At 70.2% G+C, this 24009-nt stretch carries 24 protein-coding genes; 13 read left to right on the top strand and 11 right to left on the bottom strand.

All coding sequences use genetic code 11. The annotated features are described in order from the left end of the window. Position 1: 1 nt before the first annotated feature. On the bottom strand, positions 2 to 196 hold the full coding sequence (locus ACTMTI_RS08030; RefSeq protein WP_441119203.1) for a hypothetical protein: 195 nt from the start codon (positions 194 to 196) through the stop codon (positions 2 to 4). Between the two features lie 44 nt (positions 197 to 240). On the opposite strand from ACTMTI_RS08030, the gene ACTMTI_RS08025 reads away from it, so the two are divergent. Then, positions 241 to 435, top strand: coding sequence for a DUF3046 domain-containing protein (locus tag ACTMTI_RS08025; protein WP_441119202.1), 195 nt, complete (start codon positions 241 to 243; stop codon positions 433 to 435). On the opposite strand, the gene ACTMTI_RS08020 is transcribed toward ACTMTI_RS08025, so the two are convergent. Then, a complete protein-coding gene (locus tag ACTMTI_RS08020) occupies positions 418 to 714 on the bottom strand; it encodes a hypothetical protein (protein ID WP_441119200.1) in 297 nt (98 codons plus the stop codon). The two genes, ACTMTI_RS08025 and ACTMTI_RS08020, sit on opposite strands and share 18 nt — an antisense overlap. Positions 715 to 1003: 289 nt before the next feature. Between ACTMTI_RS08020 and recA the strand changes: the two genes are divergently transcribed. The 3 genes from recA (at position 1004) to rny (ending at position 5860) form a co-directional block, all read left to right on the top strand. Next, a complete protein-coding gene (recA, locus tag ACTMTI_RS08015) occupies positions 1004 to 2098 on the top strand; it encodes a recombinase RecA (RefSeq protein ID WP_441119198.1) in 1095 nt (364 codons plus the stop codon). 753 nt (positions 2099 to 2851) lie between these two features. After that, positions 2852 to 3553 carry a recombination regulator RecX gene (gene recX, locus ACTMTI_RS08010; RefSeq protein ID WP_441119197.1) on the top strand — a complete coding sequence of 234 codons (702 nt, stop codon included), beginning with the start codon at positions 2852 to 2854 and terminating at the stop codon, positions 3551 to 3553. Between the two features lie 690 nt (positions 3554 to 4243). After that, positions 4244 to 5860 (top strand): ribonuclease Y, encoded by a 1617-nt coding sequence (rny, locus tag ACTMTI_RS08005; protein WP_441119195.1) that lies wholly within the window; start codon positions 4244 to 4246, stop codon positions 5858 to 5860. Here the strand turns inward: rny and ACTMTI_RS08000 are convergent. From ACTMTI_RS08000 to ACTMTI_RS07975, 6 genes are all read right to left on the bottom strand, one after another. After that, positions 5857 to 7629, bottom strand: a complete 1773-nt coding sequence (locus tag ACTMTI_RS08000) for a prolyl oligopeptidase family serine peptidase (RefSeq protein WP_441119193.1) — start codon at positions 7627 to 7629, stop codon at positions 5857 to 5859. The genes rny and ACTMTI_RS08000 overlap by 4 nt on opposite strands. A gap of 114 nt (positions 7630 to 7743) precedes the next feature. Beyond that, entirely contained in the window at positions 7744 to 8592 is an 849-nt protein-coding gene (locus ACTMTI_RS07995) for a glutamate ABC transporter substrate-binding protein (RefSeq protein WP_441119535.1), read from the bottom strand. A gap of 143 nt (positions 8593 to 8735) precedes the next feature. Further along, on the bottom strand, positions 8736 to 9605 hold the full coding sequence (locus ACTMTI_RS07990) for an amino acid ABC transporter permease (protein WP_441119191.1): 870 nt from the start codon (positions 9603 to 9605) through the stop codon (positions 8736 to 8738). Then, complete coding sequence (locus ACTMTI_RS07985) at positions 9602 to 10291, bottom strand: amino acid ABC transporter permease (RefSeq protein ID WP_441119189.1); 690 nt, start codon at positions 10289 to 10291, stop codon at positions 9602 to 9604. The genes ACTMTI_RS07990 and ACTMTI_RS07985 overlap by 4 nt, the downstream gene beginning before the upstream one ends. Positions 10292 to 10364: 73 nt before the next feature. After that, positions 10365 to 11204, bottom strand: a complete 840-nt coding sequence (locus tag ACTMTI_RS07980; RefSeq protein WP_441119188.1) for a glutamate ABC transporter substrate-binding protein — start codon at positions 11202 to 11204, stop codon at positions 10365 to 10367. A gap of 33 nt (positions 11205 to 11237) precedes the next feature. Next, positions 11238 to 11993 (bottom strand): amino acid ABC transporter ATP-binding protein, encoded by a 756-nt coding sequence (locus ACTMTI_RS07975; RefSeq protein ID WP_441119187.1) that lies wholly within the window; start codon positions 11991 to 11993, stop codon positions 11238 to 11240. 137 nt (positions 11994 to 12130) lie between these two features. Between ACTMTI_RS07975 and miaB the strand changes: the two genes are divergently transcribed. The 3 genes from miaB (at position 12131) to ACTMTI_RS07960 (ending at position 15914) form a co-directional block, all read left to right on the top strand. Further along, a complete protein-coding gene (gene miaB / locus ACTMTI_RS07970; RefSeq protein ID WP_441119185.1) occupies positions 12131 to 13624 on the top strand; it encodes a tRNA (N6-isopentenyl adenosine(37)-C2)-methylthiotransferase MiaB in 1494 nt (497 codons plus the stop codon). Between the two features lie 932 nt (positions 13625 to 14556). Continuing rightward, the gene (locus ACTMTI_RS07965; protein ID WP_441119184.1) at positions 14557 to 15093 is read left to right on the top strand and encodes a hypothetical protein; all 537 of its coding nucleotides are present in this window, start codon (positions 14557 to 14559) and stop codon (positions 15091 to 15093) included. Between the two features lie 80 nt (positions 15094 to 15173). Beyond that, entirely contained in the window at positions 15174 to 15914 is a 741-nt protein-coding gene (locus ACTMTI_RS07960) for an isocitrate lyase/PEP mutase family protein (protein WP_441119182.1), read from the top strand. 294 nt (positions 15915 to 16208) lie between these two features. Here ACTMTI_RS07960 and ACTMTI_RS07955 read toward each other — a convergent pair whose 3' ends face one another. After that, on the bottom strand, positions 16209 to 17123 hold the full coding sequence (locus tag ACTMTI_RS07955) for a ribonuclease Z (RefSeq protein ID WP_441119533.1): 915 nt from the start codon (positions 17121 to 17123) through the stop codon (positions 16209 to 16211). A 1-nt stretch (position 17124) separates the two neighbouring features. Between ACTMTI_RS07955 and ACTMTI_RS07950 the strand changes: the two genes are divergently transcribed. From ACTMTI_RS07950 to ACTMTI_RS07925, 6 genes are read left to right on the top strand one after another with little or no spacing between them, the layout of a single operon-like run. Next, on the top strand, positions 17125 to 17649 hold the full coding sequence (locus ACTMTI_RS07950; protein ID WP_441119180.1) for a methylated-DNA--[protein]-cysteine S-methyltransferase: 525 nt from the start codon (positions 17125 to 17127) through the stop codon (positions 17647 to 17649). Positions 17650 to 17662: 13 nt separating this feature from the next. Further along, positions 17663 to 18568, top strand: coding sequence for a tRNA (adenosine(37)-N6)-dimethylallyltransferase MiaA (gene miaA, locus ACTMTI_RS07945; protein ID WP_441119179.1), 906 nt, complete (start codon positions 17663 to 17665; stop codon positions 18566 to 18568). Between the two features lie 9 nt (positions 18569 to 18577). Continuing rightward, positions 18578 to 19390 carry a diaminopimelate epimerase gene (gene dapF, locus ACTMTI_RS07940; RefSeq protein ID WP_441119177.1) on the top strand — a complete coding sequence of 271 codons (813 nt, stop codon included), beginning with the start codon at positions 18578 to 18580 and terminating at the stop codon, positions 19388 to 19390. 48 nt (positions 19391 to 19438) lie between these two features. After that, positions 19439 to 20194 (top strand): SCO6745 family protein, encoded by a 756-nt coding sequence (locus tag ACTMTI_RS07935; protein WP_441119175.1) that lies wholly within the window; start codon positions 19439 to 19441, stop codon positions 20192 to 20194. Positions 20195 to 20213: 19 nt separating this feature from the next. Further along, positions 20214 to 22490, top strand: coding sequence for a tetratricopeptide repeat protein (locus ACTMTI_RS07930; protein WP_441119173.1), 2277 nt, complete (start codon positions 20214 to 20216; stop codon positions 22488 to 22490). A 1-nt stretch (position 22491) separates the two neighbouring features. Then, the gene (locus ACTMTI_RS07925) at positions 22492 to 23250 is read left to right on the top strand and encodes an SDR family NAD(P)-dependent oxidoreductase (RefSeq protein ID WP_441119171.1); all 759 of its coding nucleotides are present in this window, start codon (positions 22492 to 22494) and stop codon (positions 23248 to 23250) included. Positions 23251 to 23259: 9 nt separating this feature from the next. Here ACTMTI_RS07925 and ACTMTI_RS07920 read toward each other — a convergent pair whose 3' ends face one another. Beyond that, a complete protein-coding gene (locus tag ACTMTI_RS07920; RefSeq protein WP_441119169.1) occupies positions 23260 to 23493 on the bottom strand; it encodes a DUF6289 family protein in 234 nt (77 codons plus the stop codon). 68 nt (positions 23494 to 23561) lie between these two features. Further along, positions 23562 to 23984: a hypothetical protein gene (locus ACTMTI_RS07915; protein WP_441119168.1), complete on the bottom strand. Its 423-nt coding sequence runs from the start codon at positions 23982 to 23984 to the stop codon at positions 23562 to 23564. Positions 23985 to 24009 lie beyond the last annotated feature (25 nt).

Genomic DNA, 24009 nt, shown 5'->3' with positions numbered 1-24009 from the left:
CCTATCGCCGCGACGCCCTGCGCGTACGCGGCGTGCCCGCACGAGGCGCCCGCCTGATTTCCGCGTGCCTTTCCGATCGCTCCGCCTTCTCGTTCTGCACGGCGAGCCGCAGCGTGAGCAGCAGTCGCCGGCGCTTGGCCCGATTGGCCTTGGTCCTGGCTGACTTCGGGGGTGAGGACTTCGGGGTCTTCGCCATGGAGGTGTCCTACCCACCCCCCGCGCGCTTCCATACTTGACTGCATGCGGTTGACCGAGTTCTGGAGACGGATGAACGCTCATTTCGGTGAGACGTACGCCGAGTCGTGGGCCCGCGACTACGTGATCGCCCCGCTCGGCGGGCGCACGGTCATGCAGGCGCTGGCCGAAGGAGAGAGCGCCAAGACCGTCTGGCGGGCCGTCTGCCAGGTCGAGGACGTCTCACCCAGGCTGCGCTGAGCTCTCCAGCATCTCCCGCAGAGAGCCGGCCGTGCGCTCCAGGTCGTCCGCCCTGCCCTGCCCGCCGGACGACCACAGGAACAGCCATCCCCGGTTAGAGGGGGTGGCGAAGACGATCGTCTGACGGCCCGTGCGCGGGTGCCACACCCACAACACCGGATCGTCGCCGCCGACCATGCGGCTCACCAGTCCCTGATCGGGCAGCAGCGCGGCAAGCGCCTGCAAAAGCGCTCGCCGTTCCCCGGTGTAGCCGCTCGCCACGTCGCCGCCTCCAGCCATCGCCCCTCGCAGTGAGTCTCCCCAGCTCATGGCGCATGGCAACACGCTGAGGCCCGGCTCTCGCCCTGGCGATCTCGGCTCGGGGCTCATGCGTCAAGGGGGACGGGCCTGCTTCCGGTGCTCGGCCAGGCAATTGACGGCTACCTGCGTGTTCCTGCTGTGATCGAACAGCCGTTCGGCTACGATTGGACCACACCGGGCCCGTCTTCCCCGACACCCGGAAAATGTCGGTGGGAGGCCGTAGCTTTCACTCGACTGATCGGACCACGACCCTCCAGGGGGAGCTCCCATGGCTATCAACGACCGCGAGAAGGCCCTCGAGACCGCCCTCGCCCAGATCGAGCGGCAGTTCGGTAAGGGCTCAGTGATGCGCCTGGGCGATGACGCCCGAGCTCCCATCGAGGTGATCCCCACCGGCTCGATCTCCCTCGACGTGGCACTCGGCATCGGCGGCCTGCCGCGCGGCCGCATCGTCGAGATCTACGGCCCCGAGTCCTCAGGTAAGACCACGGTCGCCCTGCACGCCGTGGCCAACGCTCAGCGGGCCGGCGGCATCGCGGCGTTCATCGACGCCGAGCACGCCCTCGACCCCGAATACGCCAAGAAGCTGGGGGTGGACACCGACGCGCTGCTGGTCTCCCAGCCCGACACGGGCGAGCAGGCGCTCGAGATCGCCGACATGCTGATCCGGTCCGGCGCCGTGGACATCATCGTCATCGACTCGGTCGCCGCGCTGGTGCCCAAGGCCGAAATCGAGGGCGAGATGGGCGACAGCCACGTCGGCCTCCAGGCCCGCCTCATGTCCCAGGCCCTGCGCAAGGTCGCCGGCGCCCTCAGCAGCACCGGCACCACCGCCATCTTCATCAACCAGCTCCGCGAGAAGATCGGCGTCATGTTCGGCAGCCCCGAGACCACGACCGGCGGTAAGGCGCTGAAGTTCTACGCCTCGGTCCGCCTGGACATCCGCCGCATCGAGACGCTCAAGGACGGCACGGAGGCGGTCGGCAACCGCACCAGGGTCAAGGTCGTGAAGAACAAGATGGCCCCGCCCTTCCGCGTCGCCGACTTCGACATCCTCTACGGCGTGGGCATCTCCCGCGAGGGCGGCCTCATCGACATGGGCGTCGAGCACGGCTTCGTCCGCAAGTCCGGCGCTTGGTATACCTACGAGGGCGACCAGCTCGGCCAGGGCAAGGAAAACGCCCGCAACTTCCTGAAGAACCACCCCGACATGGCCAACGAGATCGAGAAGAAGATCAAGGACAAGCTCGGCGTGGGTCCCCGCATCGACGCCCCCGCCGAAGCCGCCGCCCCGGCCCCGGCCCCGGCCGCCGCCCCTTCCGGCCGCGGCTCGAAGTCCACTCCGAAGCCGGGCGACGTCTGATCGTTCGCCCCATGAGTGACACGAACCGGCCGCAGGCGCCCCAGCTCCGGGGCGTCTGGCCCGCTCGCCCTTCATCTCGCGATGGATACCCCTTCCGCGCCGCCGCCGGAGGGCCGACGCATGGGTAGCCCATCGGACGGCGCCTGGTCACGTGGGCGTGACCTGGCTCGCTCGGCGGCGGACGGCTGGCCGTCGGTCGAGGAGTTGCGCGAGCACCGCAACCGCCTCCGCGCATCGGAGGCCACGCCTGCCGAGCCTGGCGCGGGTGCCGACGGCAGCCAATCCGCCGAGCCTGGTTCGGGCGGCGACGGCAGCCAACCCGCCGAAGCTGGCGCGGCGGGCGACGGTGAGCGCCCCGCAGTCGCAGCAGGCGACGGCGAGCGCCCCGCCATCGCCGATGCCTTGCCGTCAGGCAGCGCCTCGCCGTCAGGCAGCGCCTCGTCCCAGGAGCATGGAGGGACCTCGGGCGCTGGAGATCTGTGGAGGCAGGCCGGAAGCGAGCGGGCTACCGGCGTCTCGGGCGACCGGGCACATGCCGGACGCCCGACGGGCGAGCACACGACTGCTGACGGTCGGGCTGGGGCTGCTGGACGGTTCTCTGACGGTGGGCGTCTTAACAGCGCGAGTGCTGGCAGTGGCGATCACGGTGGTGGCGATCACGGTGGTGGTGACCACAGTGGTGACCACGGTGGCGGTCAGGGTGGTGGCCGTGCAGATGGAAGCGGCCGTGCGGATGGCGAGTGGCACTCTGAGGTGCTGGCCGGCAGCAGTTGGTTCGCGGATGAGCAGGCAGACGGCGGTAGGAGACGGACGGGCGGTGGGCGCCGATCCGGTGAATCCAGCCGGTCGAGCCGTTCCAGAGGCCGCTCTGGAAGCAGATCCGGCGGACGGGCCGGGAAGACGGGGCGCGGCCGGCTACCTGAGGGGCCTGATGACGAGAGCCCAGCCGGAGCCGGACCCGAAGCAGATCCGGAGTCGGTGGCCCGCGCCATTTGCCTCCGTCTCCTCACCATGGCGCCCAAGACGCGAGCTCAGCTCGCTGAGGCCCTCCGTAAGCGGGACGTGCCGGAGGAGGCCGCCGAAGCGGTCCTCGGCCGGTTCTCCGAGCTCGGCCTGATCAACGACGAGGCGTTCGCGGAGGCCTGGGTCGATTCCCGGCACCACGGTCGCGGCCTGGCCAAACGCGCCCTCGCGGCCGAGTTGCGCCATCGGGGCGTGGACACCGAGACGGTCAAGGAAGCCGTGGAGCGCCTCGATCCCGACCAGGAGGCGGAGACGGCCCGGCGGCTGGTGGATCGCAAGCTCGCCGCCACCCGGTCTCTTGACCCGCAAACGCGCACGCGGCGGCTGGCGGGCATGCTCGCGCGCAAGGGCTACTCGTCCGGGCTGGCCTACCGCGTGATCCGGGAGGCGCTCGAACAGGAAGGCATCGACCTGGAGGAAGACTTCCCGTAGCGTTTCGCCCCGTATGACGGCGGCTTGCTCGTCTCAAGGCGGTCCCTTCGCATGACGGTGGCCTGCTCGTCTCAAGGCGGTTCGCCCGCGTGACGGCGGTCGGCCTGCCTTGCGCCGGTGTGGTCGCGCTCCGCTGTCTGCGTGCTTCTGCTCGTCTCTGCTTGCGTGTGCGTCTCATCGCGCGCCGTTCGTGCCTTCGCGTCGTCGTCACGTCTGGCTGCCGGCTCGGCGCGCCCATCCTGCACATGTCCGCTTCAGCGGCCCGACCGCGCTGTTCCGTTGGGCGGTCCGCATGCTGGCCGGGTCCCTGCGCGGGCGGCTCGGGACAGTAGGACGGCGGGCCCGATGAGGGCAATTCCGGCATTTATTGGGATGCTAGGTCAATGCGGAGATGTAAGCCTGTAAGACACGCTTGATGACGCGTTTGCTTGCTCGTGACCAGTTCGACGCATAACCTCGACGGCAGTGAGGAGTTACTCCGCGCAGCGCGGATTGCCATACCGGTGAACGACGGACGAACGAGCTTGATTGAACGAGGTGGGCTAGGTGTCGGCTGTCCCAGCCGATGCCCGGTCAGTCTTGGCTTGACATCGATCCTGGCGCCGACTGGGCTGCGCGCGGCGTGCTTGTGACCCCTCCCGTTTTGGGCCCGTTATGAGGTGTTGACGACGCGAGGAGGGCGGGGCGCACATGGGGCCGCTTGAAGTGGTGCTGATGGTGGCGGTGCTCGTCCTCGCGTTCGGGATGATCGTCGCGCTGCTCGTCGTCATACGGCACACGTCGGGCAGCCTGCCACGCGCCGCCAAGCCCAGCCCCGAGCAGGCGCAGGCCGTACACGAAGAGCTGGAGCAGGCGCGTGAGGAGGCGCGGGAGATCCGCCAGAAGGCGGAGACCGACGCTGAAGAGATCCTGCGCAAGTCAGAGGCCGCGGCCGAGAGCGCCGCGCAGCTGCGGCGAGAGGTCGAGGAGGAGAGCCGGACCCTCAAGTCCGAGCTCAAGGAGCTGCGTGCCGACCTGGAGCGCAGGGAGTCCAGGCTGGCCGAGCGGGAGCAGCGCCTCGACGAGGAGGCAAGGCGGCAGTCCGAGCGGGACAGGAAGCTGGCCGAGACCGAGATCGAGCTGGCCGACCGGCGCGAGGAACTGCTCCAGGTCGAGGAGGAACGCCGCGTCATCCTGGAGCGGGTCGCCGGGCTGACCGGCGAGCAGGCCAAGGCCGAGCTGGTCAAGGAGATCGAGAACCAGGCCAAGCGAGAGGCCGCGCTGATCGTCAGGGAGATCGAGGGAGAGGCCCGCAAGGAAGGCGAGAAGCGGGCCACCAAGATCGTTACGCTGGCCGTGCAGCGGGTGGCGGCGGAGCAGACGGCGGAGTCGGTCGTCAGCGTGCTGCATCTGCCCGGCGACGAGATGAAGGGCCGGATCATCGGGCGCGAAGGGCGGAACATCCGCGCGTTCGAGTCCACCACCGGGGTGAATCTGATCATTGACGACACGCCGGAAGCGGTGCTGCTGTCGTGTTTCGACCCCGTCAGGAGGGAGACGGCGCGGCTCACGCTGGAGAAGCTCGTGCTGGACGGCCGCATCCATCCCCAGCGCATCGAGGAGGCGCATGACCGCAGCCGCCAGGAGGTGCAGGATCTGTGTGCGCGGGCCGGCGAGGACGCCCTGGTCGAGCTGGGGATCACTGACATGCACCCAGAGCTGACGCTGCTGCTCGGGCAGCTGAGGTATCGGACCTCGTACGGACAGAACGTGCTCAAGCACCTCATCGAGTCGGCCCACATCGCCGGCATCATGGCCGCCGAGCTGAAGATGAACCAGACGCTGATGAAGCGCTGCGCCCTGCTCCACGACATCGGCAAGGCCCTCACGCACGAGGTCGAGGGCAGCCACGCGCTGATCGGAGCGGAGATCGCCCGCCGGTATGGCGAGGAGGAGGACGTGGTGCACGCCATCGAGGCGCACCACAATGAGGTCGAGGTACGCACCGTCGAAGCGGTCCTCACACAGGCCGCCGACGCGATCAGCGGCAGCCGGCCGGGCGCCCGCCGCGAGTCCCTGGAGGCGTACGTCAAGCGGCTGGAGCGGCTGGAGGAGATCGCGCAGTCGTACGAGGGCGTGGAGAAGGTGTTCGCGATGCAGGCCGGGCGCGAGATCCGGGTCATGGTCAAGCCGGACGCGATCGACGACATCCAGGCCCAGGTGATCGCCCGCGACGTGGCCAAGCAGGTGGAGGAGGAGCTCACGTACCCGGGGCAGATCCGCATCACGGTGGTCAGGGAGTCCCGCGCCACCGAGTTCGCCCGCTAAAGGAAGAGTTGCTGGTAGAAGGCCAGCTCGGCGGCCAGGGCGGCGGCACGCGTCTCGGTGCGGCGAAAGCCGTGCGACTCGCCCTCGAAAGCCAGGTACGTGCACGGCACCCCGCGCTCGGACAGCGCGTCGGCGAAGGCGGCGGACTGCTCGGGCGGCACCACGGGATCGTCGAGCCCTTGCAGGAGCAGCATGGGGCAGGAGATGCCGTCGACCAGGGAGAGCGGTTCGCGGGTGGCGTACACCTCCGGATCCTCCGGCCCCACCAGCCACTCCACGTAACGCGACTCGAAGTCGTGGGTGTGCGCGACGAGCGGGGCGAGCGCGCTGACGCCGTAGTACGCCACGCCGCCCGCGAACACGTCGGACCGGCAGCAGGCCGCCATCACGGTCCAGCCGCCCGCGCTGCCGCCGCGCACCGCGATCCTGCCGGGGTCGGCCAGCCCTTCGGCGGCCAGCCATTCGGCGGCGGCGACCGTGTCGGCCACGTCCACCAGCCCCCACTTCCCCTTCAGCCGCTCACGGTACGCCCTGCCGTAGCCGGTCGAGCCGCCGTAGTTGACGTCGAGGATGCCGATGCCGCGCGAGGTGAGGAACGCCTTCTCCAGGTCGAACGCGGTGCCGGAGTGCGCGGTCGGCCCGCCGTGGACGAAGATCACATATGGTGGGATGCCGCCCTCGGTCGCGGGACCATACGGCGGGTAGAGGTAGGCGTGGACCTCCTGCTCTCCCGGCACCCGCACCGCCCGCGGCACGGGCAGCCAGGCCGGGTCCGGCAGCCGTTGGATGTCCCGCCTGAGCGGGCGGCTCTCGCCCGACGCCGTGTCCACGCTGACGACCGACCTCGGAAGCGTGGTGGCGTAGCCGATCCCGGTCACGGACGTGCCGTCGGCGGCCAGTGTCCCGTCCCAGCCGCTGTAGGGCACATCGAGGTCGGCGAGCGTGCCCGAAGCGGGGTCGAGCACGCCCAGCCGCAGGTCGCCGCGCCCGTGCAGGACCGCGAGCCGCCCGTCCTCGAGCATCGCGTACGGGCGCCCGCCGAGCTGCCACGGCGGCAGGACGAACTCCTCCTCGACCGGGCAGACCGCCCGCGTGCCGTCGCCGCGCAGGCCGATCTCGTAGAGGTTCCACCAGCCGGAGCGGTCGGAGATCAGGTAGAGGCGCGAGTCGTCCTTCCACGACGGGGCCAGCACGGACTCCGAGGCGCCGCCCCGCACCGTCCACGAGCTGCCGCCCGACAGCGCGGTGACGCGTAGCTCGGTGCCGTCCCACGGCCTGCGCGGGTGGTTCCAGCAGACGTAGGCCAGATGCCGCCCGTCGGGGGAGATGGCGGGAAAAGCGTAGAAGTCGCAGCCGGTGGCCCATTCGCGTGCGTCGCCGCCGTCCAGCGGGATCGACACGATGGCGCGGGTGACCTTGCCGGCCTCGTCGTGGCGCTCGCGTACACACCACACTTGGCCGTCGTGGATCAGCAGGTCGGCGTAGCGGCAGCCCTCGGTGGTGAGGGGTTTCGGCTCGCCGTTATCCCCGAGGACATAGAGACGCTGGTCCTTGAGGTTGGCGAAGACGACCTCGCCCGCAGGGGTCACGGCGTACGGTCTGCCGCCGTACTCGTGGACCAGGGTGCGCGCGTTCCACGGGGCAGGCAGCAGCTCACGGTGGTCGCCGTCGGCGGCGCGGCACATGATCGTGGTGCGTCCGCCCTCGTCGGGGCGGTCCTCGGTCCACCAGACCAGGCCGCCCTGGGCCATGGGCCAGCTGGGGCGCACGCCCGAACCTGCCACGTCTCTGGTCGAAATGGGGGAGGGCCAGAAAGGCATACCCGCATCCTGCCGGAAGATTGCCAGGCGCGCGGGCGGACCTGGGAGATCAGGCCCGAGGGATCAAGCACAGCGTTCGGCGGGCGGCAGGGACGAGGGTAGTTTCAGCCCGGTCCTGCCGAACCACTTGTGCAGCAGCCGCGTCGCCGTGCCGTCCCGCCACATTTCGGCGATCGCCCGGTCAATGGCCTGGCAGGTGGCGATGTCACCCTTCTTGAGGCCGATGGCCCACTTCTCGTCCAGGATCGGATCGTTCAGCAGCCGGAACTTGCCCGGTTCCTGCTCGGCGAACCCGGCCAGGATCAGGTTCTGGGTGCTCACCGCGTCGAGCCGGCCGTCGGCGAGCTTGCGTACACAGTCGGAGTAGTTGCTCGCGGGCACCAGCACCGCCGGCAGGTCCAGCTTGCCGTCCGGCGGCGGATCGACGACCCGCCGGTACGAGTTCGAGCCCTTCGCCAGGCAGAGCCGCTTGCCCCGCAGGTCGGCGGTCTTCCAGATGCCGGCGTCACCGGCCCGGACCATCGTGTCCTGGGGCACGATCACGTACGGCCCCGCGAACGTCACCTTGGGCCTGCGGGCCTCGGTGATGGCGTACGAGGCCACGATCAGGTCAACGGTGCCGTTCTGGAGCAGCGCCTCGCGGTTGGACGACGGCGACTCCCGCCACGTGATCCGCACATCCGCGCCGCCCGCGAGATGCCGCACGATGTACCGGGCGACGTCGACGTCGAACCCCTGCGGTTCCGCGTCGCCCGTCTTGAGTCCCAGGCTCGGCTGGTCCCACTTGGTGCCGACGACGACCTTCCGGGAAGCTCTGATCTTGTCCACGACGTTGGTGTACGAGCCCCCGCCGGCGCATGCGGCCAGGCCCATGGCCATGACGCCCGAGCACGCCACGTACGCCCGACGCATCCGCACCCCCGGTCTCTTCCGTCAGGAGGAGTTTGCTCGCCGGGGACCGCGTACAAGACGGTTGGTGCGCGGTTATCACCGAGCCGTGACACCTTCTTGGGGGATTACGGCGGTGGCACGCGCGTCGCGCGCCACCGCCGTCACTACGTCGCGCTGGCTTCCAGCGCCGCCGGCGGTGCGACCGGGCCCGCGGCCGACTTGTGGCTGCGACGGCTACGGCGCTCGAGCCAGTGGGCGAGGTAACTGAGTGCCAGGTTGATCAGCACGTAGAACAGCGCCAGCACGATGGCGCTCGGGATGAGGTTGCCGTAGTTGACGGCGAACTGCTTCAGCCCGGCGTTGAGCAGGTCCTCGTAGGCGATGATCCAGCCGAGCGCGGTGTCCTTCAGGAGCACCACCATCTGGCTGACGATCGCCGGCATCATCGCCGTCGTCGCCTGCGGCACCAGCACCATGCGCATCACCTCGGACTTGCGCAGCCCGATGGCGTAGGCGGCCTCGGACTGGCCCCTCGGCACGGCCAGGATGCCCGCACGGACGATCTCCGCGAGCACCGAGCCGTTGTAGAGGGTCAGGCCGATGACGACGGCCCAGAACGCGGGCACGCTCACCGTGTAACCGCTCAGCGTGGCCGGACCCGCCTGCACGAAGAAGATCAGGATGAGCAGCGGGATGGCACGGAAGAACTCGACGACCCCGCCGCAGAACAAGCGGATCGGCCGGTGGTCGGAGAGCCTGCCGAGACCGAACAGCACGCCGAAGACCAGCGCGAGCACCGCGGCGACCACCGCCGCCTGCAACGTGCTGATCAGGCCGGGGATGATGAACCCGGTCCAGGTGTCGCCACGCAGGAACGGCTCCCACTTGGCGGCGTCGAGTTGCCCCTTGTCGCCCAGCGTCGAGATCACCAGGTAGGCGATGAGCAGCAGGACGGCCACCGACAGCAGCGTGAGCGCGTTGTTGCGCAGCCGCGCCCGCGGTCCGGGCGCGTCGAACAGGACACTCGTGCTCATCGTGCCACCGCCAGTCGCTTGGCCAGCCAGCCGAACACGTAGCCGGTGGGCAGAGTCAGGACCATGTAACCGAAGGCGAAGCCCAGGAAGATGGGGATGGTGCCGCCGTAGTCGTCGAACATCTGCTTCATCTGGGCCGCCGCGTCGAGATAGCTCGCCACGATGACGATCGTGGTGTTCTTGGTGAGCGCGATCAGGATGCTGCCCAGCGGGGAGATGACGGACCGGAACGCCTGCGGCAGCACCACCAGCCGCAACGACTGGATGAACGTGAGCCCGATGGCCCTGGCGGCCTCCGCCTGCCCCATGGAGACGGTGTTGATGCCGGAGCGCAGCGCCTCGCACACGAACGTGGCGGTGTACGCGGAAAGGCCGGCCACCGCCCACCAGAAGTAGTTGGTGGTGGGGTCCTCGGAGAAGGTGAGCTGCATCGTGTCGCTCAGCCCCAGCGCGCACAGGATCAGCACCAGGGTCAGGGGGGTGTTGCGGACGACGTTGACGTACGCCGCGCCGGCCCAGCGCAGGACCGGCGTCGGCGCCACCCGCATGGCCACCAGGATCGTGCCGAGGACGAGCGCGATGACCGCGCTCGTGATCGTCAGACGGATCGTCGCCCAGAACCCGAGGAGGATCTTGTCGATCTCCTGGATCAGTGGGGAGAAATCAAACAGGGCGGAAGTGTCCATGACATTCCTCGTCAGGAGAGCTCGCCGGCGAGCAGGCGGGGCTCACCGGCGAGCGACCGGGTCTGGACGGAGATCAGGCGCAGCCCTCGGCGGGGGGCGCCGCGGTCTCCACCTTCAGACCCGTGCCTGCGAAGTGCTTCTCCAGCAGCTTGGCGGCCGTGCCGTCGGACCACATCCCCGCGACGATCTTGTTGATCTCGTTGCAGGTCTCGATGTCGCCCTTCTTCAGGCCGATGCCGTACTTCTCGTCGGTGAACGGCGCGCCGGCCACCTTCACGCCGGCGCCCTCGCGCTTGGCGAAGCCGGCCAGGATCGTGTCGTCGGTCGTCACCACGTCGACGGCCTTGCTCTTGAGCTTGGCGATGCACTCGTCGTAGCCACCCGCGGGCACCAAGGTCGCCTCGACCTTCATGTTCATCTTGTTGGTGCCCTCGGTGATGTTCTTCCACGAGTTGGAGCCGCTGACCTGGCAGACCTTCTTGCCCTTCAGGGTCTCCAGGCTCGTGATCGAGCTGTCGTCGGCCCGGATCAGCGAGTCCTGGTGCGCCAGGTAGTAGGGCCCGGCGAAGGTGACCTGCGGCTTGCGGGCGTCGGTGATCGAGTAGGTCGCGATCACGATGTCGACCTGGCCCTGCTTCAGGAAGGTCTCCCGGTTGGCCGAGCGGGCCTCCTTGAACTCGATCCCGCTCTCAGGCACGCCCAGCTTGCCGGCGATGTATTTGGCGACGTCCACATCGAAGCCCTCGACCGTGCCGTCGGGCTTCTTCAGTCCCAGCCCAGGCTGGTCGTATTTCACGCCGACGACGAGCTTCTTCTCGTCCTTGGCCTTCTGCAACACGGTCGTGGCACCGCCGCCGCCGCAGGCGGCGAGGCCGGCGACCATGGCGCCCGCGGCGATGAGGGCAACACCCATGCGACGGATATGCATCGTCCTACCTCGGCTCTCTCAATGCGTCAGAATCTTAGAAAGGAAATCCTTGGCCCTATCGGTCTGGGGAGAGCCGAAGAAGGCGTCCGGGGTGTTCTCCTCCACGATCTGGCCCTCAGCCATGAACACGACCCGGTTCGCGGCCCTGCGGGCGAAGCCCATCTCGTGGGTGACGACCATCATGGTCATCCCCTCCCGGGCCAGGCTGATCATGACGTCCAGGACCTCCTGCACCATTTCGGGGTCCAAGGCCGACGTCGGCTCGTCGAAGAGGATCATCTTGGGGTTCATGGCCAGCGCCCGGGCGATCGCGACCCGCTGCTGCTGGCCACCGGAGAGCTGCGCGGGATATTTGTCCGCCTGCGCGGCGATGCCGACGCGCTCCAGAAGCTCCATGGCCCGCTTGTCGGCGACGTCCCGCGCCTGGCCGCGCACCTTCATCGGGCCGAGGGTGACGTTCTCGCGGATGCTCTTGTGCGCGAACAGATTGAACGACTGGAACACCATGCCCACGTCGGAGCGGAGCTTTGCCAGCGCCTTGCCCTCGTTCGGCAATGGCTGGCCGTCGAAGACGATCCTCCCGCTGTCGATCGTCTCCAGCCGGTTGACGGCCCGGCAGAGCGTGGACTTTCCGCCCCCGGATGGGCCGATCACGACCAGGACCTCGCCGCGGGAGACGGTCAGGTTGATGTCCTTCAGGACGTGCAGGGCCCCGAAGTGCTTGTTGACGTTCTCCAACCGTACGAGTGGAGCGTCGTCACCGTTCTCCGTCATGCGCTAAACCGTAGAGGGCTCCAGGACGCTGGTCACTAACCAAGCGGTACCGATCCGATCACATCCGGCCACCAAGCAGGCCTTTTGGAAGGCTAAGGGCTGCCGCAAGCCGGACAACGACTACCCTTGAACGTGCCATGACTGTGACCCAGGAGGGCGCCCGCACATACGAAGTGCGCACATACGGGTGCCAGATGAACGTGCACGACTCCGAGCGGCTGTCAGGTCTGCTGGAGGACGCCGGCTACGTGCCCGCACTCGCCGGCGAGACCGCCGACGTGGTCGTGTTCAACACGTGCGCCGTGCGGGAAAACGCCGACAACCGCCTCTACGGCAACCTCGGCCACCTCCGGCCGGCCAAGACGCGCAATCCGCGCATGCAGATCGCCGTGGGCGGCTGCCTGGCGCAGAAGGACCAAGGTGAGATCGTCCGCAAGGCGCCATGGGTCGACGTGGTGTTCGGCACCCACAACATCGGCTCGCTGCCGGTGCTGCTGGAGCGGGCCCGCATCGAGGGCGAGGCGCAGGTCGAGCTGAAGGAGTCGCTGGAGGTCTTCCCCTCGACGCTGCCCACCAAGCGCGAGTCCGCCTACGCCGCCTGGGTGGCCATCTCGGTCGGCTGCAACAACACGTGCACCTTCTGCATCGTGCCGTCGCTGCGCGGCAAGGAGAAGGACCGCCGGCCGGGCGGCATCCTCGCCGAGGTCCAGACGCTGGTGGGCCAGGGCGTCCTGGAAGTCACCCTGCTGGGCCAGAACGTCAACACCTACGGCGTCGAGTTCGGTGACCGGCTGGCCTTCGGCAAGCTGCTGCGTGCCTGCGGCGACATCGAGGGCCTGGAGCGGGTCCGCTTCACCTCACCGCACCCGGCCGCTTTCACCGATGACGTGATCGCCGCCATGGCCGAGACGCCCAATGTGATGCATCAGCTCCACATGCCGCTGCAGTCGGGGTCCGACCGGGTGCTGCGGGCGATGCGCCGCTCCTACCGCGCCGACCGCTACCTGGGCATCATCGAGCGCGTCCGGGCCGCCATGCCGGACGCGGCCATCTCGACCGACATCATCGTCGGCTTCCCGGGGGAGACGGAGGAGGACTTCCAGGCCACGCTCGACGTGGTCCGGCAGAGCCGCTTCGCCAACGCCTTCACCTTCCAATACTCCATCCGGCCCGGCACGCCGGCGGCCACCATGCCCGACCAGGTGCCCAAGGAGGTCGTGCAGGAGCGCTACGAGCGGCTCGTCGCCCTGCAGGAGGAGATCTCATGGGCGGAGAACAAGAAGCAGGTGGGACGGACGCTCGAGGTGCTGGTGGCCGAGGGTGAGGGGCGCAAGGACGACGCCACCCGCCGGCTGTCCGGGCGGGCGGCCGACAACAGGCTGGTGCACTTCGCGGTGGGCGCCGAGACGCCCCGGCCGGGTGACATGGTGACGGTCGAGGTCACGTACGCGGCACCGCACCACCTGGTGGCGGACGGACCCGTGTCGATCAGGCGGACCCGGGCGGGCGACGCCTGGGCGTCCCGCCAGGCGGCGCCGCCGTCGGCGGGTTCCGGTGTCCTGCTGGGCATGCCGGCCATCGGCCGCCCGGCGCCGTCCCCCGCGTCCTCGGGCTCCTGCTCAGCGCTCTGAGCCTGCCCGCGGGCGCTTGACGCGCCCGCGGGTGCGCTGACCTGACGGTGAGCGCTCCGGCGTACGCCGCGAGAGGGCGCGCGTCGCCGGCCTGCGCGTTCTCGCCCGGCTCAGGTCATCGGGTGAGGCGATCCAAGAAGCTGTAGCAGGGCTCGCGCCGGAAGTCGTGGAAGGTGGCGCAGGGATCCACGATGCCGGCCCGCGAAGACGGCGGCCGCCGTACCGGCTCCGGCGCGGACTGTTCCCGGGAAGGTGTCTGAGGCGGCGCCTGCGGGGCCGGAGAAACCTCACGCGGCGACGGCGCGGACCGTTCCTGGGAAGGCGCGCCGGGAGCCGCCGACCGCTGCGGCCCGGGCACGTGCGAAGCCAATGGCGACGTCGTCCCTGACCCCGATACCAGAGGTTCCGTGACAGACGACAGGGGTTCCGCGACGGACGACGGCAGAGTCCCGGGGCTGAGCGACGGGGCAGCGGGGGCGGGCGATTCCGGCGGTGGAACGGCCTGGATCCAGGGGACCGGCAGAGGCGCGGAAACGATGTCGGCGGTCTGCGCACCCGCTTCTTGGAACGATCCAACCACTCGGAGAGAAGGCGTTTTTTTCGGCATCGGCCCGGTAGAAGTAGCGGACGGTGAATTAGATCTTACGGAAAGGAGCGTTTCCTGATCAAATGTCGGAGCGCTTTGTGAGATCGGTTCCGGGGACTTGGTGAATGCCAGGAATATGCCCACCACCGCGGTGACGAGGACCACGGTGACGCCTGCTACAGGCGCCAGGCGAGCGCGTCTACCAGCGTAAATGGATCTTATGGGGGGCATGTCGTGATTCCTTTGTGATTGGTGTGCGAGCATTCCTCTGCTGCGGCTAGTGTGGTCCATCACCCGCGGAAGCCGGCGAGCTTTCCCCGATACGACCGCAGGGAGCTGCAGCACCATGCAAGATCCGAATGAGTCGGATCGCCAGGAGATCCTGACCGGGCCGGGCGATGTCCGCCTGGCCCAGAGGAACGCCACCCCGGGGCACAAGTCCTCGAAAAACACGAAGAAGACCGCCGTCATCGCCGCTGCGGTGCTCGCCGCCGTGCTCGCGGCGGGCGGGGCCGGCTACATGCTGGCGGCGAACCCCGGCACCCCCGCCACGCAGGACGGCAGCGGCCGGCCGGCGCCCTCCCAGAGCGCGGGCGGCGACGAGACGTTCCAGGACGACGACGCCACCATGGGTGACGCCGCCACCGACGCCCCCGAGGACGGCAGCATGGGCGACGCCAAGACCGACACGGACACCGGAGCCGGCCCCGCCGACCCGGGCCCGACGGGCACCGACTCCTCGCGCGGCACGGCCCAGACCGGCACCGGCAAGAATCCCGCGACGTCGTCGCCCACCAAGCCGCCGCAGTCACCCGTGGGCGACAACCCGGCGGACGGCCCGGCGGGCGAGGTCGGCGGCCAGTGCGCCACGGGCGGCTGCTGATCGTCCCGGCGAAGTGGCTTGCCGGTTATGGCTCATATTGGCCCTACAGGGAGGGCCACTCCGCTCCGTAGGTTCGGGGAATGACAACTGCCAAGGCAGCCGCCCTGCGGGCGCTGCACGTGCCGGGAAACCCGCTGGTCCTGCCCAACGTCTGGGACGCCGCCTCCGCGGGCGCCGTACGCGAAGCCGGGTTTCCCGCGGTCGCCACCGGCAGCGCCGCCGTCGCCCGGGTGCTGGGATACGAGGACGGCGAGGACACGCCGGTCGGCGAGATGATGGCCGCCGTCGCCCGCATCGCCAGGGCCGTGGACGTGCCGGTCACCGCCGACGTCGAGCGCGGCTACGGGCTCAAGCCCACCGAACTGGCCGAACGCCTCGCCGCCACCGGCGCCGTCGGCTGCAACCTGGAGGACACCGACCCGCGTACCGGCGAGCTGATCGACGCGGGCGCGCAGGCGGAGTTCCTGGCCGAGGTCCGGTCGGCCGCGGGCCAGGACTTGGTGATCAACGCCAGGATCGACACGTACGCCCGCGGCCGGACCTCCCGTCAGGAGGCGGTCGAGCGCGGACGGCGGTATCTGGAAGCGGGGGCCGACTGCGTCTACCCCATCATGCTGGGGGACGAGAGCGAGATCCAGGCGCTGGTCGCCGAGGTCGGGGGGCCGGTCAACATCCTCTTCAGGCCGGGGACCCCGTCGCCCGGCCGGCTGGCCGAGCTGGGCGTGGCCAGGATCAGCTTCGGCGGCGGGCTGCACCAGGCGGTTCACGCCTACGCCCGGGAGCTGTTCGGGAAGGTCAAGGCGGGCCGCAGCCCCTACTGACGCCGCGTCGTACCTTGCGCTCGTGCTTGTCGCCGCGGCCGTCTGCCCGCCAACCCCGCTGATCGTGACCGGGCTGCCCGAGCTCCGCTCCGCCTGCGACACCGCGCTCGCCCCGACGTCCTGATCGTGGTGGGCGGGGCGGACACCACGACCTCGCACGCCGGCCACGCGGCCGGCACCCTGCGCCCCCTGGGGGCTGGACATGCGGGCGCGCCGCCCCGCAGGTGCTGGCCGGCGCGGCGGAAGGGACCACCGGGGCCGCCTGCTGATGGCGGCGGCCCCCTACGGGGTGGGCTATTTCGCCGGGATGTGGACCTGACGGCGCGGCACGGGGATCTTCATCAGGTCGCGGGCGAGCACCACCTCGCCGTCGAAGTGCCGCCGCACTTCGGCCACGAACGCGGGCTCGTCGTCGAACACGTACCGCTCCGAGAAGTGCGTCAGCACCAGCCTGCGCACTCCCGCGTCCGCCGCCACCAGCCCGGCCTCGAACGCCGTCAGGTGCCCGTATTCCTTGGCCAGCGCGCTCTCCGACGACAGGAACGTGGCCTCGATCACCAGCAGGTCCACCCCCGAGGCCAGCTCGAACACCGCGTCGCAGAGCCGGGTGTCCATGATGAACGCCACGCTCTGCCCCGGCTTGGGCGCGCTGCACTCCTCCAGCGTGACGCCGCGCACGGAGCCGGTGCGCTGGAGCTCGCCGATCTCGGGGCCGCGGATGCCATGGGCGGCCAGCTTTTCCGGCAGCATCCGGCGGCCGGCCGGTTCCTGGACGCGGTAGCCGTACGACTCGACGGGGTGGGACAGGCGGCGCGCGGTCAGCGAGCCGATGCCGGCCAGGTCGCCGGAGATCGGATGCTCGGAGACGACCGGCGTGTCGGCGAACGCGGCCGCGTGGCGGAGCCGGCGCCAGTACGTCTCACCGGAGGCCGGGAACACCGCCCGCACCGGATGCCTGACCTTGTCGCGGGCGATGCGCTGGATGACCCCCGGCACGCCCAGGCAGTGGTCGCCGTGGAAGTGCGTGAGGCAGATCCAGTGCACGTCGTGCGCGCTCAGTCCGGCGTGCACCATCTGCCGCTGCGTGCCCTCGCCCGGGTCGAAAAGGTAGCCTTGGCCGTCCCAGCGCAGAAGGTAGCCATTGTGGTTACGGTGTCGGGTAGGAACCGCACTGGAGGTGCCCAGCACCACGAGTTCACGTGAGGACATCATGGCCCCCGAAGAAGACACGGTCGTCTTCGCCGAGGTGTCGACGCCGGTAGGCCCGTTCGTGCTGGCCGTCACCGAAGTCGGTCTCGTCGCGTCGGGCTGGGGGTCCCGTGCGCGGCTGGCCGACCGGCTCGGCCTGGCTGAAGTCCATGATTCGGATCGTACGGCCTTCGCGGTCGCGGAGCTGAACGCTTATTTCGCCGGCGAGCTCCGTACCTTCCGGACGCCCGTGGACTGGCGGCTCATGTCCGGCTCGCGGCTGCGGGTCCTGCAGGCCCTGCACCAGGTCCCGTACGGCACCGCCGTCACCTACGGCGAGCTCGCCCAGCTCAGCGGCGCGAAGGTGCCGGCCCGCGGGATCGGCTCGATCATGGGCTCCAACCCGATCCCGATCGTCGTGCCCTGCCACCGCGTGATCGCCGCGGGCAACGGCCTGGGGGGCTTCAGCGGGGGCGAGGGCGTGGAGACCAAGCGCCGGCTTCTCACCCACGAGGGGTATCTGCAACCGACACTCCTTGACCTCTAGCAAACTTGTGGGTGTGCGCCAGCAGCCAGTCATCGCCGTCGTCGGCCCCACCGCGGCCGGGAAGTCCGATCTCGCCGTCGAGATCGCCCTCCGGCTCGGGGGCGAATGCGTCAATGCCGACTCCATGCAGCTCTACCGCGGGATGGACATCGGCACGGCCAAGCTCACCCCGGCCGAGATGCGCGGCGTCCCGCACCACCTGCTGGACATCTGGGACGTCACGGTCACGGCCAGCGTGGCCGAATACCAGAAGCTCGCCAGGGCCGTCTTCGACGCCGTCGAGGTGCCCGTACTGGTCGGCGGGAGCGGCCTGTACGTGCGGGCGGCGCTCGACGACCTGGAGTTCCCCGGCACCGACCCGGAGATCAGGGCCAGGCTCGAGGCCGAGCTGGCCGAGCGCGGCCCCGCCCCCCTGTACGAGCGGCTGCGCGAGCGCGACCCCGAGGCCGCCGCGGTCATCTTGCCCAGCAACGGCCGCCGCATCGTGCGGGCGCTGGAGGTGATCGAGCACTCGGGCCGGCCGTTCTCGGCCACCATGCCGTCCTACGACGCCGTCTACCCGAGCGTCCAGATCGGCCTCGACGTGCCCAGGCCGGAGCTGGACGAGCGGATCGCGCTCAGGGTCGAGCGCATGTGGCAGGCGGGGCTGGTCGACGAGGTGCGAACGCTGCTCGGGCAGGGCCTGGCCGAGGGCCGTACGGCAGCCCGCGCGCTCGGATACGCCCAGGTCATCCGCTACCTGGAGGGCGAGTGGAGCGAGGAGCAGGCGATCGCCGAGACCGTCAGGGCCACCAGGCGCTTCGCCCGCCGCCAGGAATCGTGGTTCCGCCGCGATCCGCGGGTCTGCTGGCTCCCGTACGATGCCCCGGATCTCCTCGAACGATCCCTCGCGCGAATCGCCGCGCACCACTGTGCATAAACTCCTAGAATGCGCTTTCTTAAGGGTCACGGCACCGAGAACGATTTCGTCATCCTGCCCGACCCGGATGGTGAAATCGATGTGTCGGCCGCGCTCGTCGCCAAGATCTGCGACAGGAGAGCCGGCATCGGCGCCGACGGCGTGCTCCGGGTGGTCCGCACCAAGCAGTGCCCCGAGGTGTCCGAGCAGGCGGGGGCGGCCGAATGGTTCATGGACTACCGCAACGCCGACGGCAGCACGCCCGAGATGTGCGGCAACGGCGTGCGCGTGTTCGCCCGTTACCTGATCGACGCCGGGCTGGCGGACCCGGTGGAGTTCGCGCTGGCCACGCGGGGCGGCCTACGCAAGATCAGGACTGAGCCCAACGGCGACATCACGGTCGACATGGGCAAGCCCCACGTGCGGGGCGAGAGCGTGGCCGTCGTCGGCGTCCACCAATACCCCGGCCTGCACGTCGACATGGGCAACCCGCACCTGGCCTGCGCCATCGGCGACCCGGTGACCCAGGTCGACCTGACCCACCAGCCCGGCTTCGACACCGGCGTCTTCCCCGGCGGAGTCAACATCGAGCTGTTCAACCCGGTCGGCACCCGCCGCGCGGTCATGCGGGTCTTCGAGCGCGGCTGCGGCGAGACCCGCTCCTGCGGCACGGGCACGGTGGCCACGGCGGTCGCCGCCGCGGCCATGACCGGCGAGACCACCGGCACGTGGACCGTCGAGGTGCCCGGCGGCACCCTGACCGTCATCCTCGACGAGGACACCAGCTACCTTTCCGGTCCTGCCGTCCTCGTCGCCGCCGGGGATCTGATGCTTGCCGAATAATGTTCTCCTGAGGGATGCTGCGTCTACTTCACGAACTGAGGGGTGGACATGGCAGACCCACGCACCACCGCGGTCCAGGTGAAAGCGCCCATCGGCCAGTACGGCGGCGGATTCATGATCTCGCGGGAGGCCAAGGCGATCTGCGACGAGCACGACCTCGGCGCCCGCGAGCTCTATTTCAGGGGCCGCTGCGGCGTGCTCGGCGAATGCGACGCCGACGTGGTCGCCTCGGTCGTCGTCTTCTACCCGCCCGAGCACGTCGAAAAGAGCTGGTACGGCGGCCGCAAACTTACCGTCGAGCAGGCCGTCGAGCTCTACACCGAGGCGTGCCGGGCCTGGGGCAGGCGCAAGCTCGGCGGCTACGACGGCTGCGCCAGGATCGCCGAGCTGCTGCAGCGCGTCGTCGACCGGGCTCCGTCCACCGGCGCCCCGCTGTTCGCCGGATGGCGGACCGTGCCGCTGGCCGACGACCCGCCCGCGCGCGCCACCCAGCTCATGCACGTCGTCCGCGAGCTGCGCGGCGGCCTGCACGCCAACGCCGTGATCGCGGCCGGGCTGCACCCGCTGGAGGCCACGCTCGCCGCCGCCCACGACGCGACCCCGTTCGGGCACGCGGCCGGTGAAATGATCGCCAAGTTCTTCACCTGGCCGGAGCCGTACGCCACGCCGGGGCCCGAGATCGTCGCGCGCAGGGCCGCGGTCGAGGAGATGACCGACGACCTGATGGCAGCGGTGTTTTCGGTCCTCGACGACGGCGAATCGGACGAGCTCATCGAGCTTCTGCGTTTTGGGCACGCTCGTTGACCTGGCAGACTGACTGCCCATGGACGTGGACATCTGGGCCTGGGTCGGCGAAACCCAGCAGCAGCTTTCTGAGGCGGGCAACGTTGGCCTCGCCATGGCGCTGGGAGACCTCCCCGCACAGGCCTACGAGGGCCGATACCCGCAGCTCGACGTCATGGCCCCGGCCATCGCGCAGCAGGCTGAGGCCCTGGAGCTGCCCTGGCTCGAGTTCTACGCCCGCTACTGGCATCTGATCGGCCGCGTCGGCGATCGGGCCCAGGGCGCGGTCGCCGTCGAGGACGCGCAGCAGGTGCTGGCGTTCGCCCAGCGCGAAGACGTGCGTGACTGCCCGGCCGCCCCGGCCGCGGTCGAGGCACTGGTCATCGCGTGGGCCAACACCGACGGGCCGGGCTACGCGAGCGAGCGGCTGGAGACGCTGGGGGCTCACCTCGAGGGCATGAGCCCCGAGAAGCCCGCCTTCGCGGGGCTCGTGACGCAATACGTCGCCGCGCTCATCGACGCCGGCCAGCCGGGCGAGGCCGTGACCTACGCCGAGTCCGCCGCCGAGCGGCTGCGCGTGGCCGGGCACGAGGCGAGCTGGGAGCTCGGCGCCGAAAGCGCCCGCGCGCTGCTGGCGGCCGGTCGCGCCGAGGACGCGCTCAACGCGCTGCAGGCGGCCTCCGGGTTCAAGCCCGACGACCCGGTGGCCAAGGAGCACCGCGACGGCGTGCGCCGGGCGCTGATCCTGGCCACGCTCGGCCGCATCGCCGAGGCCGTCGACGCGCTGCCCGACCTCGACGTGGTCGGCGAGCACCCGCGCGTGTTCGTGGAGTGGTCGCAGGCGGTCAGCCTGCTGGCCGGCTCCTCGCAGATCACCAACACCTGGCAGCTCGGCCGCGTGCTGCGCCAGTGGATGGACTACTTCGGCATGATGGGCGGCTACCGCGCCCGCGTCGAGCTCGCCCTGATCGCGGGCGACCTGGCCGTCGCCAGACAGGGTGTGTGGCAGGCCAGGCTGCTGGCCGACCTGGCCGAGTCCGGCGCCGCCGAGCTGCGCGACACCGAGGGCTTGACCGAGCGCATCGCCGCTCTGCGCGCCGCCGCCGACGCCACCACCGAGCCCGAGGTCCCAGGGCCGATCGAGGAGCGGGTCGGCCAGTTCGACGCCGCCGACGGCTTCAACGCCGACCCGGAGAAGTGGGTCGGCTGGCTGGCGCCGCTGTCCGGCGAGGACATCGAGGCCACCCGCCGCCACACCACCACGCTCGGCTTCCTCGGCTACCCCGCCACCGGCGCCGACATCTACTGGAAGCTGCTGGTCGACTCCGGGCAGATCGGCGAGGCCGACTCCGACGACGTGGCCTACCTGACCACGCTCCTCATCGAGGCCCGCCAGGACGAGCGGCTGGAGCAGATGGCCGCACTGCTGCCGCACGCCGCGCAGCAGGTCGCGCTCGCCCGCCTGCACAGCGCGCGGGAGCGGTGGCCGGAGGCGCTCGACGCCGCCGAGCACGCCGTCGCCGCCGGGGCCGGGATCGAGGCCCGCCGTCTGCTCTCCGGCGCCGCCCAGCAGCTCGACCAGAACGAGAAGGCCGCCCAGGCGCTGGCCGAAATGCTCGACGAGCTCTCCGACGAGGACGTCTGGCGCATGATCGTCATGGCCACCTCGGCCGAGGACTGGGACACCGTACGCAAGGGCGCGGCCAAGATCGGCATGCCGATCAAGTCCAAGGAAGGCCCGATCGAGGAGGAGATGGGCCTCATCAGGGTCATCCTCCCCGCGCCCGACGGCGGCCAGCGCCAGGTCCTGTCGATCCGCACCGGTCCCGCCACCGCCCGGCTGGCCCTGCCGCAGCCGCGCGGCATGGACTACAACGCCGGCGACCTGGTGGTGTTCGACCCGCAGCTGCTCGAGCCCGTCCCTGAGGACCCCGAGGAGCAGCAGAACTTCGTGCCGCCCTTCGCCGCGGTGCGCATCCTGCGGCCCGGCGGCTACACCAGCTACTTCTTCGACGGCGCCGCGCCGAGCGAGGAGGACTGGGCGGAGTTCACCGAGGTCATGGCCGAGCGCGGCTGGCCGATGTGGGTCTACAGCGACGAGAACTACGCCATCACCCACCCGACCAGCGGCGAGCCGCTGCCGGGCGTGTTCGGCTGGGTCGCGGTGCCGCCGGACGTGTCGCCCTCCGAGGTCGACGCCCTGCTCGACGACGCCACCGAGCGCTGGGTGCACCCGCTGGCCTGGCTCGACCTGGCCCGCGAGATCGACGTCGAGGTCGAGCGGCACGAGCGCATCGTCAAGGAATACGGGCTCTAGAGTGCTGGAGCGCTTCCGCCTGGACGGCAAGGTCGCCATCGTCACCGGCGCCTCCTCCGGGCTGGGCGTGGCCTTCGCCCGCGGCCTGGCCGAAGCGGGCGCCGACGTCGTGATCGGCGCCCGGCGTGAGGACCGGCTGGCGGAGACGCGGCGGCTGGTCGAGGAGACCGGCCGCCGGTGCCTGGCGGTGCGTGCGGACGTGACCCGGCCCGAGGACTGCGACGCGCTCGTCGCCGCCGCCGTCGAAACCATGGGTGCGGTCGACGTACTGATCAACAACGCCGGGATCGCCACCGCCGTGCCCGCGCTACGCGAGACGCCCCAGGAGTTCCGGCAGGTCATCGACGTCAACCTGCACGGCACCTACTGGATGGCGCAGGCGTGCGCGCGGGTGATGCGGCCCGGCTCGTCGATCGTGAACATCGGCAGCATCCTCGGCGAGACCACGGCCGGCCTGCCGCAGGCCGCCTACAGCGCGTCCAAGGCCGCGGTGATCGGGCTCACGCGAGACCTGGCCCAGCAGTGGACCGGACGGCGCGGAATCCGGGTCAACTGCCTGGAGCCAGGCTTCTTCGCATCGGAGATGACCGAGCAGTACCAACCCGGCTACCTGGAGCGGATGCTGGAGACCCGGGTGGTCATGGGGCGGCCCGGTGACCCGGCCGAGCTGGTGGCCGCCGCCGTCTTCCTGGCCGGCGACGCGGCCTCGTACATCACCGGGGTGACGCTGCCGGTGGACGGCGGGATCCTGATCACATGAGGACGGCCGTCAGCAGGGGGTCTCGACGTACTCGGGGTGGTAGGTGCGCCGGCCCCACGTGTACTCATCGCCGGCGCAGCCCGCGACCTTCTGGCCGACGACGCTCGTGTAGGTCGAGTCGGCGTAGTAGGTGGTGACGCAGTGGTAGTCGAGCGGGCAGGCGCGGGCCTGGGCAGGGCCTGCGGTGACGGTGGTGACGGTGGCGGCGGCGAGGAGGGTGGCTAACAAGGCGCGGCGGATCATGGTGTTCCTTCCTGCGCAGTGGGAGGTGTCGCCTCGATGATCTCCCTCACAGGAGGGGTTGAAACGCCTTACCGGGTGTGTGCCCCAGGCTGACCGCCCGTGCAGGTGATAGTCAGCTCGACGTCCTCGCCCTCGTCCGGCTCGAACTCGACCGTGGCCTCGCGTGCCGGGCCTGGCTCGACGCCGTCCGTGGAATAGCCCTGGGCGGGGCTCCACGAGCGCAACGTCACCTGGTCGCCGGCGCAGGAGGCGATCACGGTGCCGCCCGCGCTGCGGATCAGCTTGCCCTGCGACGTCTGGGCGGGCGCGGTGCCCGGCGTGACGGCGGCGCGCGGACCGGCGGTGGTCAGGGCCGCGCGGACCTCGGCCTCGCTCAGCACGTGGCTGGAGGTGCCGGTGATCCCGGTGCCCAGCAGGCCGAGCACCGCCAGGGAGGCGCCGGTGGCGGCGACGGCCGTGGCGGCCCAGGCCAGCACGAGTCTTAGCTTCATCGCCGTCCAGCTTCCCCCATGTCGT

Origin of the sequence: Nonomuraea sp. H19 (assembly GCF_052068215.1) — a bacterium.
In the GTDB taxonomy this organism is placed as follows: domain Bacteria; phylum Actinomycetota; class Actinomycetes; order Streptosporangiales; family Streptosporangiaceae; genus Nonomuraea.
The sequence above is the reverse complement of the archived record's forward strand: the minus strand, read 5'-3'. Positions and strand labels throughout refer to the sequence as shown.

Coding starts and splice junctions, on each gene's coding strand:
- rny (WP_441119195.1), top strand. CDS start 4,244: ATGGGGCCGCTTGAAGTGGTGCTGATGGTGGCGGTGCTCGTCCTCGCG.
- recA (WP_441119198.1), top strand. CDS start 1,004: ATGGCTATCAACGACCGCGAGAAGGCCCTCGAGACCGCCCTCGCCCAG.
- ACTMTI_RS07955 (WP_441119533.1), bottom strand. CDS start 17,123: ATGTCCTCACGTGAACTCGTGGTGCTGGGCACCTCCAGTGCGGTTCCT.
- ACTMTI_RS07960 (WP_441119182.1), top strand. CDS start 15,174: ATGACAACTGCCAAGGCAGCCGCCCTGCGGGCGCTGCACGTGCCGGGA.
- ACTMTI_RS07965 (WP_441119184.1), top strand. CDS start 14,557: ATGCAAGATCCGAATGAGTCGGATCGCCAGGAGATCCTGACCGGGCCG.
- ACTMTI_RS08025 (WP_441119202.1), top strand. CDS start 241: ATGCGGTTGACCGAGTTCTGGAGACGGATGAACGCTCATTTCGGTGAG.
- ACTMTI_RS07950 (WP_441119180.1), top strand. CDS start 17,125: ATGGCCCCCGAAGAAGACACGGTCGTCTTCGCCGAGGTGTCGACGCCG.
- ACTMTI_RS07990 (WP_441119191.1), bottom strand. CDS start 9,605: ATGAGCACGAGTGTCCTGTTCGACGCGCCCGGACCGCGGGCGCGGCTG.
- ACTMTI_RS07980 (WP_441119188.1), bottom strand. CDS start 11,204: ATGGGTGTTGCCCTCATCGCCGCGGGCGCCATGGTCGCCGGCCTCGCC.
- ACTMTI_RS07920 (WP_441119169.1), bottom strand. CDS start 23,493: ATGATCCGCCGCGCCTTGTTAGCCACCCTCCTCGCCGCCGCCACCGTC.
- dapF (WP_441119177.1), top strand. CDS start 18,578: ATGCGCTTTCTTAAGGGTCACGGCACCGAGAACGATTTCGTCATCCTG.
- ACTMTI_RS08020 (WP_441119200.1), bottom strand. CDS start 714: ATGGCTGGAGGCGGCGACGTGGCGAGCGGCTACACCGGGGAACGGCGA.
- ACTMTI_RS07975 (WP_441119187.1), bottom strand. CDS start 11,993: ATGACGGAGAACGGTGACGACGCTCCACTCGTACGGTTGGAGAACGTC.
- ACTMTI_RS07915 (WP_441119168.1), bottom strand. CDS start 23,984: ATGAAGCTAAGACTCGTGCTGGCCTGGGCCGCCACGGCCGTCGCCGCC.
- ACTMTI_RS07930 (WP_441119173.1), top strand. CDS start 20,214: ATGGACGTGGACATCTGGGCCTGGGTCGGCGAAACCCAGCAGCAGCTT.
- ACTMTI_RS08030 (WP_441119203.1), bottom strand. CDS start 196: ATGGCGAAGACCCCGAAGTCCTCACCCCCGAAGTCAGCCAGGACCAAG.
- ACTMTI_RS07995 (WP_441119535.1), bottom strand. CDS start 8,592: ATGCGTCGGGCGTACGTGGCGTGCTCGGGCGTCATGGCCATGGGCCTG.
- miaB (WP_441119185.1), top strand. CDS start 12,131: ATGACTGTGACCCAGGAGGGCGCCCGCACATACGAAGTGCGCACATAC.
- ACTMTI_RS07935 (WP_441119175.1), top strand. CDS start 19,439: ATGGCAGACCCACGCACCACCGCGGTCCAGGTGAAAGCGCCCATCGGC.
- ACTMTI_RS07985 (WP_441119189.1), bottom strand. CDS start 10,291: ATGGACACTTCCGCCCTGTTTGATTTCTCCCCACTGATCCAGGAGATC.